Origin of the sequence: Pseudoalteromonas sp. MIP2626, assembly GCF_013414205.1 — a bacterium.
GTDB classification, from domain to species: Bacteria; Pseudomonadota; Gammaproteobacteria; order Enterobacterales; family Alteromonadaceae; genus Pseudoalteromonas; species Pseudoalteromonas nigrifaciens.
Map to the genome: position 1 here is coordinate 33,885 of NZ_JAATTW010000018.1, position 16,091 is coordinate 49,975.

Consider the following 16,091-nt stretch of genomic DNA (forward strand, 5'->3'; position numbering starts at 1 on the left):
TGTGATTCATCCAACGGCAATAATCGAACCAGGCGCGACACTAGGCAGCAATGTTTCAGTGGGACCATATAGTTATATTGGCAATGATGTTGTCATTGGTGATAACTGTATTATTGAGTCTCATGTTGTAGTTAAAGGCCCATCAACTATCGGTTCTGGAAATCATATTTTTCAGTTTGCGTCGGTTGGTGAAGCATGCCAAGACAAAAAGTACAACAACGAACCAACATCGCTCACTATTGGTGACAATAATATTATTCGTGAATGCGTTACAATTCACCGTGGCACAATTCAAGATCAGGGCGTAACCATTATAGGTAGTAATAACCTGTTTATGGCCTATACCCATGTTGCTCACGATGCAGTGATTGGCGATAATGTTATATTTGCTAATAACGCCAGTGTAGCAGGGCATGTACATATTGGTGACTGGGTTATTCTTGCGGGCAACTCAGGTATACATCAGTTTTGTAAGGTAGGCGCACATGCATTTGTAGGCATGTATTCAGCTATTAATAAAGATGTACCACCATTTGTTACCACTATAGGTATACCTGCAGGTCCAGTTGCAATTAATACTGAGGGCATGAAACGCCGTGGTTTTCAAAGCGATGAGATAATGGCTGTACGCCGTGCTTATAAAGTATTTTATCGTAAAAGCCTAGGTGTAGATGAAGCAATTGAGTCACTTAGCGAAGATGCGCAAAAGTATCCAGCAGTACAGTTAATGATAGATTTTGTTAAAAGCTCAGAGCGCGGTATCGTACGATAAACGCCTTTTAGCTTATATAAAAAACCACCTAAGAGTAATCGATGGTGGTTTTTTATTGCTTATTATTTATAATTATTAGTGAGTAATTCAGGATCAGCTCAGGCAAGTAGCTGTAGGCTAGTTGCTAATTATATCAATTACATAAGCTATTAAATGATACTTAAAAAACTCACTGTTACTTTTATTGCTATTATCCTTGCAGGTTGTAGTAGTCAACCACTTGTAAAATCAAGCTCAGGGGAGCTGACACAGCTTGGCAAAGCATCATTTTATGCCGATAAAGACCAAGGAAGAACCACCGCAAATGGCGAACGCTTTGATCAGCAAGCAGCAACGGCAGCGCATCTTAAGCTGGCCTTTGGTACTAAAGTGAAAGTAACAAACCTAGCAAATAATAAGTCGGTAATAGTGAGAATTAACGACCGAGGTCCTTATATACGCGGGCGTATTATAGATTTATCGAGCAGTATGTTTAAAAAGATAGCCGACCCTAAAGTCGGCGTTATTGATGTGCAAGTTACCGTAATAGATAAAGCGAATTAAAAACGGATAGTAAGTGACGTGTAAGCAGGATCGCTAAGTAATTGCTGATGGGTGCCTTGTGCTATTACGCGCCCATCCTCTAACCAAATAATATTATCCATATGCTCAAGCAGGGCTGGATCATGGGTAATAGTAAGTACACTGGCGTTACTCATAACTTGCATAATGGCATGCATTACACTTTGTTTAGATTGATTATCTAGCCCTTCTGTTGGCTCATCAAGCACTAAAATAGCGGGGTTTTGCAATAAAGCCTGCGCAACCGCAATCCGCCTCGACTGACCTTGTGACACATTACGCCCACCGGTACCTAAGCGGGTATCTAACCCCGATTTTAACTCAGTAAACCACGGGCTAAGTTGTGCATGCGCTAGTGCATCTAGCATTTGCGCTTTAGTTGCATTAGGCGCTGCATAGCATAGGTTTTCTTTTAAAGTGCCATCAAAAATATGATGCTGTTGAGCCAAAATATTAATTAACCTTGCTCGATTATCATTACTTAATAAATGCAAATCAACGCAGTTGCCTTGCTCACTCAAGGTAATATTGCCTTGTTGCTGTGGCCATAAACCGGTGAGTAAGTTAACTAAGGTGGTTTTACCGCTGCCGCTTCTACCAACAATGGCCACTTTTTGCTGCGGCTTTAGCTCAAAACTCACGTCATTTAATGCTGGGGGTTTATCGTAACAATAACTAATGTTCTTAAGTGTTAGTGAGGGATTTTGCAAAGCCAAATTATTATTTATAGCGGCATCATATTGCGTATTAGCATTTGCGGCTTTATCTTCAAGCGTAAATAAACGTTCAGCTGCTTTTAACACATTTGGTAATTCAATAAACGCATTTGGCAGGAGTAACACACTCTCAAAGCTGGCGAGCACAAATAGGCTTAGCATTGCCAGCTCAACATTAACCATGGCATTACTGTAAACCAGGGGCGCTATGGTCACAATACTTGCGATCATGGCCAGTTGTACAACTAATAAGCTTAAACCATCGGTATTAGCCAGCGCCTTGTGGCGAATAAACAGTTGCTGATTATACTGCTCGCTTAAATCATCGCACTTAGCAATTTGCTGCTCCCGAGCTTGGTAAATACTTAGTTCTCTAAGGCCGGATAAAGTGTCGGAAAGCTCAGAGCGCAGCTGTGCACTTAACTGTGTTTCTTTGTGGCTGTTTTTATTTAATTTAGCGCTAAGAAAAGCGGGTAAAACGACGCCAATCAGAACAATGCCAGTAAAACAAATAAGTGCGACATCGGCGTTGTATGCCGACATAAACAGCATAATAATAGGTACACTTAATAGCGCAACTAACATAGGTAATAATACGTTTAAGTAAAACTTATCTAGCGCGTCTACATCGTTTTGTAGCCGATTAACTAAATCGGCGCTGCGGCTCATTGCTAAGTCAACATTATTGAGTTTACTGAGGGTAGAGAACACACTAACGCGAATTTCACTTAGCATTAAAAAAGTAGCATTGTGAGTTACTAAGCGTTCTCCATACCGTGATGCGGTGCGTACAATCGCTAAAAAGCGAATAGTACCCGCAGGAGTAAAGTAATTCATTTGTGTACCGGCAAGACCGGCTGCTGCCATTGAGGCTAAAAACCAGCCCGATATAGCCAGTAACCCCACATTAGCAAGTACTGTAATAGTGGCTAAAAAGGTACCCAACAACATGGCTTTGTAGTGAGGCCGGCACAGTTTTAGTAAACGAATAAAGTTATGCATTAACTGCTCCTTGCTGGGCTGTTTGCAGTAAAGTGGCAAATTCACCAGCTTCAGCCGCTAAGCTATTAAAGCAACCTTGCTGAGCTATTTTGCCATTGTGCATTACAATAAGTTGCTCAGCATTTTTGACCGTATTGAGCCGGTGCGCAATAACCAGCACTAAATTATGTTTTGCATAATCAGCTATAGCATGTTGAATAACTTGCTCTGTTTCGCTATCAAGGTGCGCGGTAGGCTCGTCAAGTACCAATATAGGTGCTTGTTTTATAAAAGCACGGGCAAGGGCAATACGTTGCTTTTGACCACCAGAAAGCCCCTCACCTTGCTCGCCAATTAAAGTATTAAAACCATCAGGCAGTGCCTTTATAAAATCCAAAGCACCTGCTTGCTTTGCTGCATGTTCAAGCTCTTGTAGTGTTGCATTAGGCTTAGCTAATTTAATATTGGCAGCAATAGTGTCGTAAAATAACGTGGCTGATTGCGGTATCCACGCAATGCGATTTTGTAATTGCCCAATATGTGCAGTACTTAAAATTTGATTATTAATACTTATATGCTTAATTACCTCAGGGTGAAACCCTAATAAGCAATCAAATAGGGTACTTTTACCCGAGCCACTGGCACCAACAACGGCAATTAACCCTTTGTTGGGTAGAGATAAGTTTATATTTTTTATTCCTTCGTCACTATTTGGGTAGGTAAAGCTAAGGTTATTAACTGTAATTGAGCTAATAGTAGCGCTAATTTTGTCTGTGGTGTGTTCGCTTTGTTGCTCAGGCAATGGGGCATTTAAAATTATTAGCATGTCGGCGGCGGCACTTATACCTTGCAAGCGCGCATGATAGTGGCTGCCTAATTGACGCAGCGGCAAATAAAATTCAGGCGCTAACAGTAAAACCACAAAACCAGTGGCAAAATCAAGTGTGCCAAAAAACAATCTAAAACCAATAATAACCGCCACTAATGCCACACTAATGGTTGCCAAAAATTCCAATGCAAATGATGATAAAAAAGCAATTTTTAATACGCTAAGTGTTGCGTGTCTAAAGTCATCAGATATTTTAGCAATTTGTTTTAGCTCTAAGCGAGTGGCGTTAAATAGTTTAAGTTGGGTAAGCCCTTGTACGCGATCAAAAAAGTAATTCCCTAATACCGCCAGTTGTTGCCAACGTTGTTGATTAAGCGCTTCGGCTTTTGAGCCAACTAAAATCATAAAAAAAGGAATGAGCGGGGCAGTTAATAAAAATATTAGCCCAGCTTTGTAATCTGTCGGAAAAATAACGATTAATATAGCCAGCGGAATAAGCGCACTGTAGGCAACGCCAGGTAGGTACTTAGCATAATAATCGTGTAGCGCTTCTACACCATTGTGCAATGTATTGAGGGTAGCACCTTGGCCATGTTGCTCTACATAGCTTGGCCCAAGTAGACTGAGCTTATTAAGTAGGGTTTGGCGCATTGCCGACTTTATTTTAAGTGCAGCATAAGCGCTAAAGCGTTCACTTAGTGCTAAAAATACCGCGCGAAGCAAAATAATACCGGCCAAAGGCCATAATAAGTAAGTGATTTCAGCCAAGCTTTGCTGTTCAAAAATTACATTATGAATAGCCTGAGCAAGTAAATAAGCCCCTGCAATCATGAGTAATGCGTTAACAGTACCCAGTGCAATGCTAAGCTTTAATAGCATTGCAGCGGGTTTACTTCGACGCTTTAAAAAAGCGCGCAAAGACTGCTGTTGCGCGCGATCAGGGCGGGTGTTAGTCGTCATTTTTAGTTGTGTTAGTCTCTTTTAATAAATCATGCATTACTTGCTCGTCATCAGCAATACTGTCTTTATTTTGCTGAAACTCATACCACATTACATTTATTACACCTAAGGTACAGGCTAAAAGTACACCTAAAATCCAAGCGAAATACCACATAGTTTAGTCTCCTTAGTAGCTACCGTGAGGGTTGTTTTCTATTTCTTCTACCGTAACGCGGCGCCACATTTTTACGTAACACCAGATGGTGTAAGATAAAATAATTGGCACAAAAATAACTACGGCAACAAACATAACGTTAAGCGTCATATGGCTCGACACCGCATCCCAAATAGTTAAACTAATATTTGGGTTATTACTCGATGGCATAATAAAGGGGAACAGTGATACGCCTGCCGTCATAATAATGCCTATTAACATTAAGCTTGTTGAAGCAAGCCCTAATGCGGGTTTATTTAATTTAGAGAACAACAATGCACTGAGTGCCATTGCAAACGCTAAAATAGGGAAGGTCATAGTCCAAGGGCGCTCACTGTAATTAGTTAGCCAAGCCCCTTGCGCAGTTGTAACTACTTTTGCCAGTGGGTCGGCATGGCTTTGTGTATCCGGCATAGATACAATTTGATAACCCGTTAAATTAGCAACCCAAAAACCAGCTGCTGCAAATAGCACAATAAATAGAATAAGTGCATAACGACCATATTGCCCTGAGCGCTCTGCAACTAAGCTAGCAGTACGCAGTTGTAGCCACATACCTGCATGAGCTATTAACATAGTAATACTAATTACACCTACTAACAGTGCAAATGGGTTGAGTAGTGCAAAGAACGAACCTTGGTAACTTACTCGTAAAAAATTATCAATGCTAAAAGGCACACCTAAAAAGAGGTTACCAAAGGCCACACCAAATACTAATGCAGGAATGGCACTGCCAGCAAATAGGCCCCAGTCCCAGTTATTACGCCAGCGTTTTGAATCTACTTTACTGCGGTAATCAAACCCAAGTGGTCTAAAAAATAATGCAAACAATACCAGCATCATAGCAAAATAAAAGCCTGAAAAAGCCGCTGCATATACCATAGGCCACGCGGCAAATAGTGCACCACCGGCGGTAATAAACCATACTTGGTTGCCATCCCAATGCGGGCCAATAGTATTAATAACGGTGCGGCGCTCTGAATCAGTTTTACCCACTAGGCGCAGCAGCATAGCAACGCCCATATCCATGCCGTCGGTAATTGCAAAGCCAATTAGCAGTATGCCTATGATCAACCACCACAGCATTTTTAATGTTTCATAATCAAAAATCATGATTGCTCTCCTCTACCTTCAGTGGTGTTATTAGGTAGTTCAAAGTGATACTTACCGGTATGTAGTGAGCTTGGGCCTTGCTTAATAAAGCGTAGCATTAACCAACCTTCAACAATGGCTAAGCCGGTATAAAATACAATAAACCCAGTTAAGCTAATTAAAATATCGTTTACCGTTAGCGTAGAAGTTGCTAAAAAGGTTGGTAATATTTCAGAAATAGCCCAAGGCTGGCGACCATATTCAGCCACAATCCAACCAAATTCAATGGCTATCCACGGCAGTGGAATACTTAAAACAGTAGCCCATAACAGCCAACGTTTTTGCTCAATAACTCGCTGCGCGTTATAGTAAAAAGCAAGAATAAACACACCCAGCATTAATACGCCACAGCCAACCATAATACGAAAAGACCAAAACATTGGGCCCACTTTAGGAAAAGAGTCTTTAACTGCTTTTTGAATTTGCTCTTCTGTGGCATCTACTACATCAGATGTATAACGCTTCAGTAATAGGCCGTAGCCTAAATCGTCTTTTAGGGTGTTAAATTTAGCGACGTTTTCAGGCGTGTCATCACCAGCGCGCAGTTTTACTAGGTATTCGTACGCAATCATACCGTTACGAATTCGCACTTCGTGTTGTTTTTCTAGATCGTTAATACCGGTCACTTGCTCATCGAGCGAGCGAGTTGCAATAAGCCCTAATGCATACGGGATTTTTACAGCGCCGTGAGTTACCTGCTTTTCTGAATCTGGGAAACCTATAAGTGTAAACGCTGCTGGAGCTTCTTCGGTATGCCATTCTGCTTCAATGGTGGCCAGTTTTACTTTTTGCACTTCTCCTACTTCATAACCCGATTCATCGCCGAGCAAAATAACACAAAAAATAGAGGCTAAACCAAAGCCAGAGGCGACTGAAAACGAGCGTTTAGCAAAGGCTAAGTCGCGTCCTTTTAAAATATAATAACCACTAATACCGAGCACAAACATAGATGCAGCAACATAACCTGCAGATACGGTATGAATAAATTTAACCTGTGCTACAGGGTTAAATACCAGCTCTGCAAAGCTGGTCATTTCCATGCGCATGGTTTGGTAATTAAACTCGGCACCTACTGGGTTTTGCATCCAGCCGTTGGCAATTAAAATCCATAACGCCGACATGTTAGTACCAATTGCCATTAAAAAGGTAGCACCTAAGTGCTGGCGTTTAGAGAGCCGGTCCCAACCTAAAAAGAACATACCCACAAAAGTTGATTCTAAAAAGAATGCCATTAACCCTTCAATTGCTAGGGGAGCCCCAAAAACATCACCTACGTAATGGGAATAATAAGACCAGTTGGTACCAAACTCAAACTCCATGGTAAGACCCGTAGCCACACCAATTGCAAAGTTAATACCAAACAATTTCCCCCAAAACTTAGTCATATCGCGATAAATTTCACGACCGGTCATAACGTAAACCGATTCCATAATAACTAAGATCCAAGTCATACCTATAGTTAAAGGTACAAATAAGAAGTGAAAGAGGGCGGTAACAGCGAACTGCAATCGCGATAGATCCACAAAGGTTTCATCTATCATGTTTAGCTCCTAAATATGTGATGTAGTTACAGCACAAAGCAATAATTTGACGGGTGCGTTGATTTTATAAGGTTTCAGTAATTACTGAAAGTTACATTAGTATTTACTTTTGACCATTTGAAGTCAACATTTATATTAGCAAAACGCAATATAAGCGGTTAGTGCTTAATCAGTATCAAAAGCATACAGTACCTGGGCTATTTTTAGCAAATTTAAGCACTTAGTTTTAAGCATTTAATCCAATACGAAAACGCGGTAAACTAGTTTCAATTAACGCCCAGAGCCTGTTAACCCATAAAGGCAAACAGGCCCTAGTTTACGTGTGAAAAAATCAAATGAATAAAGATCAAAAACAACTACGAATTGGTATTGTGGCAGGTGAACTGTCGGGCGATATTTTAGGTGAAGGCTTAATTAAAGCACTTAAAAAGCATTTTCCCGATGCGATTTTTGAAGGTATAGCGGGCCCTAAAATGCAGGCGCAAGGCTGTAACACGCTTTACGACATGGATGAGTTGTCGGTAATGGGGTTGGTTGAAGTATTAGGGCGCCTACCGCGCTTGCTTAAAATACGTAAACAACTGGTGCAACATTTTATTGATAACCCACCTGATGTATTTATTGGCATAGATGCGCCCGATTTTAACTTGCGCGTAGAAAAACCCCTTAAAGACGCCGGAGTTAAAACAGTACAATACGTAAGCCCCTCGGTTTGGGCATGGCGAGAAAAACGCATTCATACCATAAGTGCTGCTACTAACTTAGTGCTTGCATTATTACCGTTTGAAAAAGAATTTTACGACAAGCACCAAGTACCTTGTACATTTGTAGGGCACACATTAGCAGACGATATAGCGCTTGAGCACGACGATAGCAAAGCCCGCAAAGAGCTAGGTTTAAGCCCTGATGATAAAGTACTTGCCCTGCTACCTGGTAGTCGCGGCTCAGAAGTAGGCTTATTAAGCGAAACCTATATTAAAACAGCCGTGCAGTTACAAGCGCAAAACCCAGCACTTAAAATTGTGGTGCCATTGGTTAACGCCAAACGCAAAGCGCAGTTTACTGAAATTTTAAATGCTACTGCGCCAACGCTTAAAATTAGTTTGCTGGATGGGCAATCAAAACAAGCTATGCAAGCAGCCGATGCTATTTTATTAGCGTCGGGTACTGCCACGCTTGAGGGCATGCTGTATAAAAAGCCCATGGTAGTGGGTTATAAAATTAAACCACTGAGCTATTGGATTTTTAAAACCTTATTTACCTTTAATATAAAGTATTTTTCATTGCCGAATTTATTGGCCGATGAAGAACTCGTACCCGAGTTTTTGCAAAGTGAGTGCAATGTAGCTAATTTAACGCAAGCACTTACGCCTATGCTAAATACCGATAACCAAGCATTAAAAGCACGCTTTTTAGCGATCCACAAAAAAATTAGGTTAAATGCCAGCGAACAAGCAGCCAATGCTGTAGCGGAGTTAATAAATGCAAATTGAACGACCCAATGTAGCCCTTATTGCCGGTGTTGACGAAGTAGGGCGTGGCCCCCTTGTTGGCGACGTAGTTACTGCTGCCGTTATTTTAGATCCCTCAAAGCCTATTGCAGGTTTAGCAGATTCAAAAAAATTAACGGATAAAAAACGCCAAGCGCTTGCCATTGAAATTCAAGAAAAAGCATTGTGTTACGCGTATGGTCGTTGCAGCCCAACAGAGATTGATGAACTAAATATTCTGCACGCCACTATGCTTGCCATGACTCGCGCAGTAGAGGGGCTAAGCACGCAACCTGAATTTGTATTTATAGATGGCAACCGCCTACCTAAGTTAACCATACCAGCGCAAGCAATAGTAAAAGGCGACAGCTTAGTAGCCGAAATTTCAGCCGCTTCTATTTTAGCTAAAGTAGCGCGCGACAACGAAATGGTCGAGCTAGATAAACGCCACCCAGAATATGGTTTTGCAGGGCATAAAGGCTATCCAACCAAAGCGCATTTTGCAGCACTTGAGCAATATGGCGCAATAAAGGAGCATCGTAAAAGCTTTAAACCAGTGCAACGTGTATTAGCGCAAGCCAAGGGTGAGGCGTAAACATGGCAGCTCCAGATTTTGTTCACTTAAGAGTTCACTCTGATTTTTCGATGGTTGATGGCCTTGCCAAAACCAAGCCAATTGTAGCCAAAGCACAAGAACTACAAATGCCGGCAATTGCTATTACCGACCAAATGAACTTATGTGGCTTAGTGCGTTTTTACGAAACAGCCCACAGCACAGGTATAAAACCTATAGTGGGTGCTGACTTTTGGCTACGCAGCCCTGAGTTTGAAAACGAGCCAAGCCGCATTACTATTTTAGCAAAAGATAATCAAGGTTATAAAAACCTCACTTTATTAATATCTAAAGCATATCAGCGCGGGCATGTATTTCATCGCCCGGTGATTGATCGTGATTGGCTAATAGAACTTAAAGCCGGGTTAATAATACTCTCTGGTGCAAAAGACGGTGATTTAGGTAAAGCGTTATTAAAAAATAATCCGAGTGTTATTGAATCGGTTGTTAGTTTTTATAAACAGCATTTTAGTGATAACTACTACCTTGAGCTGGTGCGAACTAATCGACCGCTTGAAGAAGATTACTTGCACATGGCGGTAGAGCTTGCTGCTAAAGAGCAATTACCCGTTGTGGCCACTAACGAAGTGGTGTTTTTAAAACCAGAAAACTTTGAAGCACACGAAATTCGCGTGGCTATTTTTGATGGTTATACACTGGATGATAAACGCCGCCCTAAACGATTTTCAGAAGAGCAATACTTAAAAACGCCAGAGCAAATGGCTGAGTTATTTAGCGACATTCCAGAGGCATTACAAAACACCGTAGAAATAGCCAAACGCTGTAATGTAACGGTGCAGCTTGGCACTTACTTTTTGCCAGATTATCCGACCGGCTCACTTAAAATTGAAGACTTTTTAGTTAAGGTGTCACAAGACGGTCTTGAAGAGCGATTGCAGTTTTTATTTCCTGATGAACAAGAGCGTAAAGAAAAACGCGTTGAATACGATGAGCGTCTAGATATAGAGCTTGGTGTAATTAACGAAATGGGATTCCCAGGTTATTTCTTAATCGTAATGGAATTTATTCAGTGGAGCAAAGATAACAATATTCCAGTTGGCCCTGGGCGTGGGTCAGGTGCAGGATCACTGGTAGCCTACGCGCTTAAAATTACCGACCTTGATCCATTGGAATTTGACTTGCTGTTTGAGCGGTTTTTGAACCCAGAACGTATTTCAATGCCCGATTTCGACGTCGATTTTTGTATGGATAGGCGCGATGAGGTGATTGATCATGTATCGGCCTTGTATGGGCGTAACGCGGTATCGCAAATTATTACCTTTGGAACCATGGCGGCAAAAGCGGTAATACGCGATGTTGGCCGAGTATTAGGTCACCCGTACGGTTTTGTTGATCGTATTTCAAAAATGATCCCAGGCGATCCTGGGATGACACTTGCCAAGGCATTTGATATAGAGCCACGCTTGCAAGAAGCCTACGATGGCGACAATGAAGTAAAAGATTTAATCGACATGTGTCGTATTCTCGAAGGGTGTACACGTAACGCCGGTAAACATGCGGGTGGGGTAGTAATATCGCCCACCACAATTACCGACTTTGCTGCTCTTTATTGCGATGACGAAGGTAAGTTTCCGGTTACTCAGTTTGATAAAAACGATGTAGAAACTGCCGGTTTAGTTAAGTTTGACTTTTTAGGCTTACGAACGCTGACTATATTACAGTGGGCGCTCGACATGACCAACGAGCGCTTAGCGCGCACCGGTAAAGAACCAGTAGATATTAATACTATTCCGTTGGATGATAAAAAGAGTATTGACTTACTACTGCGCGCCGAAACGACTGCGGTGTTTCAGCTAGAATCAAAGGGCATGAAAGACTTAGTAAGGCGCTTAAAGCCCGACAGCTTTGAAGATATGATTGCTTTAGTAGCCTTGTTTCGACCCGGTCCGCTGCAATCGGGCATGGTAGATAACTTTATCGACCGAAAATTAGGTCGCGAAGAAATCTCATACCCCGATGCGCAGTATCAGCACGAAAGCTTAAAACCTATTTTAGAGCCAACCTACGGCATTATTTTGTATCAAGAACAAGTAATGCAAATAGCCCAAGTATTAGCAGGCTATACACTAGGCGGCGCCGATATGCTGCGCCGTGCTATGGGTAAGAAAAAGCCCGAAGAAATGGCAAAACAGCGTTCAACATTTGAAGATGGTGCGCGAAATAACGGCATTGACGGCGAACTAGCAATTAAGATCTTCGATCTGGTAGAAAAGTTCGCAGGTTATGGTTTTAATAAATCGCACTCCGCTGCGTATGCATTAGTGTCGTATCAAACACTGTGGATGAAAACCCATCATCCAGCAGAGTTTATGGCTGCGGTAATGTCGGCCGATATGGATAATACCGACAAAATAGTTATTTTGGTGGATGAATGTGAAAACATGAAACTCACCTTGCTCCCGCCTGATGTGAATGCAGGCGAGTTCAAATTTACAGTAAACCTGCAAGGCGAAATTGTTTACGGTATTGGCGCTATTAAAGGAGTAGGTGAAGCACCTGTAGATGCAATTTTAGAAGCACGCGCTAAGGGCGGACCATTTAAAGATTTATTTGATTTTTGTGCCCGTGTTGATTTAAAACGCTTAAATAAACGTGTAACCGAAAAACTTATTTATTCAGGGGCACTTGATCAGCTAGGCCCTGAAAAAACTCAATCAGGGCGCGCCACGTTATTGGCAAGCTTAAAAAGTGCCATGCGCGCCGCCGATCAGCACAATAAAGCAGAGTTATTAGGGCAAAGTGATTTATTTGGCTTATTAGCCACTGAACCCGATGAAGTAGAGCAAGCCTTTATTAAAGCCACAGGACTCACCGATAACGAATGGCTCGATGGCGAAAAAGAAACCCTTGGTCTTTATTTAACCGGTCATCCAATAAATCAATATCGCCGCGAGCTAAAATATTATACCAGTGGTAAATTGGTCGATTTACAGCCTACTAATCGCGATGTAGTATCTACAGCTGCAGGGCTTGTAATTTCGGCCAGAGTGCTTATTAATAAAAAAGGAAATAGGTGGGCATTAATAACTTTAGATGACAAGAGCGCCCGCATTGATGTACGCTTATATTCAGATGAGTTTGAAAAATACCAAGATATGCTCCAAGTTAATAATATTTTGGTGATATCTGGACAGGTCAGCTTTGATAACTTCTCTGGTGGTATTACAATGACCGCCAGAGAAATAAACACCATTGCTCAAGCGCGTGAAAAACGTATTAAAGCGATTAAAATGACGCTGAACATGGTGCAAGTCGAGGCAGGTTTCTTCGATAAATTACAAAAAGTACTCGAACCATATAAAATGGGAACGTGTCCGATCAAGGTTTATTACCAACGCCCAGATGCATTGGCGCAATTAACCCTAGGGATCGAATGGTGTGTTACGCCAAGTGACGACTTAATTCATAAGTTATCGCTAATGGCAGCGCAAGATGTAGAACTAGAATTTAACTAATTAGGTAGTTTAGAGCATGAGCCTCAATTATCTTGATTTTGAGCTTCCGATTGCAGAATTAGAAGTGAAAATTGAAGAATTACAAAATGTAAGCCGCGCTGGCGAATTAGACCTTGAATTAGAAGAGGAAGTCAGCAAGCTAAAAGAGAAAAGCGACCGATTAAAAGAGAAAATATTCTCTGAACTTGGCGCTTGGCAAGTATCACAGCTGGCACGTCATCCGTTGCGTCCTTATACTCGAGATTATATCGAGCGTATTTTTACGGAGTTTGACGAGTTTGCAGGTGATCGTACTTTTGCTAATGATCCGGCAATTTTAGGTGGTATAGCGCGTTTAGATGGCGAACCAGTAATGGTTATTGGCCAACAAAAAGGCCGTGGTACCGCTGAAAAAATTAAACGTAACTTTGGTATGCCAAAGCCTGAAGGATACCGTAAAGCATTGCGCTTAATGGAAATGGCTGAGCGTTTTAAAATGCCAATTATGACCTTTATCGACACCCCTGGAGCTTATCCTGGTGTGGGTGCTGAAGAGCGTGGCCAGTCAGAAGCTATCGCCCGTAACCTTAAAGTAATGGCCTCTTTAAAAGTGCCAACTATTTGTACGGTTATTGGTGAAGGTGGATCGGGTGGTGCGTTAGCAATTGGTGTTGGCGATCGTGTTAACATGTTGCAATACAGTACTTACTCAGTAATTTCTCCTGAAGGGTGTGCGTCTATTTTATGGAAAAGCGCCGATAAAGCCCCACTTGCTGCTGAAGCTATGGGTGTAACTGCTAAGCGAGTTAAAGAGTTAGACCTAATTAACAACTTAGTAGATGAGCCATTAGGTGGAGCGCACCGTAATTATGATGCTATGGCACGTAATTTAAAAGTGCGATTAAAGCGTGACTTAGCCGACCTACAAGCACTTTCGCTTGAAGAGATGCTTGATCAGCGCTACAAACGCTTAATGTCGTTTGGTTATTGCTCTTAAATTCTTTTACTAATTAGCAATAAATATTTAAAAAAGCCGCTTATGCGGTTTTTTTGTTTTAAAATGGCTAAAATCAAGTACCTAAAACTTAGTATTTTAAAATTATTGGCTAAATTATCTGGAGCTCAGGTTAAATTAATGCACACATCGCTTATTTATCAACAAGTAAAACAATCATTGGGTCAATATATTGAGCAAGGTCATAGGGTGTTTACTGTGGCACTTTCTGGTGGCGTTGATTCTGTGGTGTTACTGCATTTAATGCATGCTTTACGAGTGCAGGATCCTGCACTGCAAGTTTCTGCTATTTATATACACCATGGTTTGAGCCAGTATGCCGACGACTGGCAGGTTTTTTGTCAAACCCTGTGCAATGAGCTAAATGTGCCATTTCAAACGGCTAAAGTAAATATAGAGCAGCAGTCACGCACGAGCCTAGAGGCGCAAGCGCGCGATGCTCGTTACCAAGCATTAGATGAGCTAAGTCCACATGGCAGCATTATTTTACTTGGGCAACATTTAAACGACCAAATAGAAACCTTTTTACTGCGCTTAAAACGTGGCTCGGGTTTAAAAGGTTTAGGTGCAATGCAGCGCGAGCGCACTTTAACCAGCGGCCGATTATGTTTCAGGCCGCTGTTAGCGGTAAAACGCAGTGATATAGAAGCCTTTGCGGCGCAATATGCACTTAACCATGTTACCGATGATTCTAATACTGATGAGCGCTTTGAGCGTAACTTTATGCGCCAGCAAGTTGTGCCAATATTAGCAGCGCGCTTTAATGGTTTTGAACAATGTACCGCTCGCAGTATTAGTTTACTGCAGCAGCAACACGCTTTACTCAACGAATATACTCACATTGATTTAACGCAATGCGTTAATTCTCAGCAGGCGTTAAGTATAAGTGCTATTGCCAAATTTACTCCTATTAGAACAGCCAATGTAGTACGTGCATGGCTAGAGCTATTTACTCATGTATTACCATCGCAAAAGCAGCTGGAGCAAATAATTAATCAGGCTATTGCAGCTAAAAGCGATGCACAAATGCTTATTGAGCTTAGTGATGGACAAATACGCCGCCATCAAGGGCATTTATATTTTGTTGTACCAAGTACGCAAATATTAAACAACACACTAATTACTCGCAGTGAGCTAAAGCTTGCCGATGGTCGCTTACTAAAAAAACACAGTGGCGTAGGAGTCAGAGCGCCAACTGCAGATGAGCAAGTAAGCGTGCGTTTTAATTGTAATAGTGCGCGCATCAAACCTTTAAAAAAACCAGGAAGTAATACGCTCAAGCATTGGTTTAAAGATGCAAAAGTGGCTCCTTGGCTGCGTGCTAATGTGCCGTTAATTTTTTATAATGATGACCTAGTACAAGTGGTAGGCTATTTTATAAGTGCTAACCATAGTGATGAAAACGGTATTTATTGGGAGTGTAAATAATGAGTAAGGAGCCGCATGCAGGCTTATCGTTAGTAAATAAAGCACCACAAGGTATGCTAATTACAGCGGTTATTGCTGTGCTTGCTAATTATTTTTTAACGCTTGATATAGTGACATTAGGCTGCGCTATAGCGGGTGGAATAGTGTGCGCTAGTATTTTACTGGCTTATTGGTTAGGTAAAGGTGGGTTGTTTTTTATTTTAGGAGTGAGTGTACCGCTGTTGTTAGTGTTATTTACGCCACTTGCTAGCATTGCTGCATTACTTAATTTACTCAGTGGTTTCTTTTTTGGTTTTTGCATTGCGTTGGTTATGTATAAGTTTTTATCGGCAAAGTGGCTCCCTAAGTAGGTAGACTTATTAAAACTACTTAGGCAGCAATAAAA

General features: G+C 41.5%; 13 protein-coding genes. 8 read left to right on the plus strand and 5 right to left on the minus strand.

The features are described from left to right. The first annotated feature begins 1 nt into the window (after position 1). Positions 2–772 carry an acyl-ACP--UDP-N-acetylglucosamine O-acyltransferase gene (gene lpxA / locus HC000_RS09620; RefSeq protein WP_011328682.1) on the plus strand — a complete coding sequence of 257 codons (771 nt, stop codon included), beginning with the start codon at positions 2–4 and terminating at the stop codon, positions 770–772. Between the two features lie 153 nt (positions 773–925). Then, a complete protein-coding gene (locus HC000_RS09625) occupies positions 926–1,315 on the plus strand; it encodes a septal ring lytic transglycosylase RlpA family protein (RefSeq protein ID WP_179807541.1) in 390 nt (129 codons plus the stop codon). Here the strand turns inward: HC000_RS09625 and cydC are convergent. From cydC to HC000_RS09650, 5 genes are read right to left on the minus strand one after another with little or no spacing between them, the layout of a single operon-like run. Further along, positions 1,312–3,051: a thiol reductant ABC exporter subunit CydC gene (gene cydC / locus HC000_RS09630; protein ID WP_179807542.1), complete on the minus strand. Its 1,740-nt coding sequence runs from the start codon at positions 3,049–3,051 to the stop codon at positions 1,312–1,314. The two genes, HC000_RS09625 and cydC, sit on opposite strands and share 4 nt — an antisense overlap. Further along, a complete protein-coding gene (gene cydD, locus HC000_RS09635; protein ID WP_179807543.1) occupies positions 3,044–4,819 on the minus strand; it encodes a thiol reductant ABC exporter subunit CydD in 1,776 nt (591 codons plus the stop codon). Before cydD ends, cydC begins: the two co-directional genes overlap by 8 nt. Further along, positions 4,809–4,973, minus strand: a complete 165-nt coding sequence (gene cydX, locus HC000_RS09640) for a cytochrome bd-I oxidase subunit CydX (protein WP_011328678.1) — start codon at positions 4,971–4,973, stop codon at positions 4,809–4,811. Before cydX ends, cydD begins: the two co-directional genes overlap by 11 nt. Before the next feature lie 12 nt (positions 4,974–4,985). Next, the gene (cydB, locus tag HC000_RS09645) at positions 4,986–6,125 is read right to left on the minus strand and encodes a cytochrome d ubiquinol oxidase subunit II (protein WP_089368552.1); all 1,140 of its coding nucleotides are present in this window, start codon (positions 6,123–6,125) and stop codon (positions 4,986–4,988) included. Continuing rightward, a complete protein-coding gene (locus tag HC000_RS09650) occupies positions 6,122–7,705 on the minus strand; it encodes a cytochrome ubiquinol oxidase subunit I (protein WP_011328676.1) in 1,584 nt (527 codons plus the stop codon). Before HC000_RS09650 ends, cydB begins: the two co-directional genes overlap by 4 nt. 335 nt (positions 7,706–8,040) lie before the next feature. On the opposite strand from HC000_RS09650, the gene lpxB reads away from it, so the two are divergent. The 6 genes from lpxB (at position 8,041) to HC000_RS09680 (ending at position 16,056) form a co-directional block, all read left to right on the plus strand. Next, positions 8,041–9,198, plus strand: coding sequence for a lipid-A-disaccharide synthase (gene lpxB, locus HC000_RS09655; RefSeq protein ID WP_179807544.1), 1,158 nt, complete (start codon positions 8,041–8,043; stop codon positions 9,196–9,198). Then, positions 9,188–9,790: a ribonuclease HII gene (rnhB, locus tag HC000_RS09660; protein ID WP_179807545.1), complete on the plus strand. Its 603-nt coding sequence runs from the start codon at positions 9,188–9,190 to the stop codon at positions 9,788–9,790. The genes lpxB and rnhB overlap by 11 nt, the downstream gene beginning before the upstream one ends. Before the next feature lie 2 nt (positions 9,791–9,792). After that, the gene (gene dnaE / locus HC000_RS09665; RefSeq protein ID WP_179807546.1) at positions 9,793–13,284 is read left to right on the plus strand and encodes a DNA polymerase III subunit alpha; all 3,492 of its coding nucleotides are present in this window, start codon (positions 9,793–9,795) and stop codon (positions 13,282–13,284) included. A 16-nt stretch (positions 13,285–13,300) separates the two neighbouring features. Next, positions 13,301–14,260 (plus strand): acetyl-CoA carboxylase carboxyl transferase subunit alpha, encoded by a 960-nt coding sequence (gene accA / locus HC000_RS09670; protein ID WP_011328672.1) that lies wholly within the window; start codon positions 13,301–13,303, stop codon positions 14,258–14,260. A gap of 138 nt (positions 14,261–14,398) precedes the next feature. Then, positions 14,399–15,706, plus strand: coding sequence for a tRNA lysidine(34) synthetase TilS (gene tilS / locus HC000_RS09675; protein WP_179807547.1), 1,308 nt, complete (start codon positions 14,399–14,401; stop codon positions 15,704–15,706). Next, the gene (locus HC000_RS09680; RefSeq protein ID WP_179807548.1) at positions 15,706–16,056 is read left to right on the plus strand and encodes a hypothetical protein; all 351 of its coding nucleotides are present in this window, start codon (positions 15,706–15,708) and stop codon (positions 16,054–16,056) included. The genes tilS and HC000_RS09680 overlap by 1 nt, the downstream gene beginning before the upstream one ends. Positions 16,057–16,091: the final 35 nt, after the last annotated feature.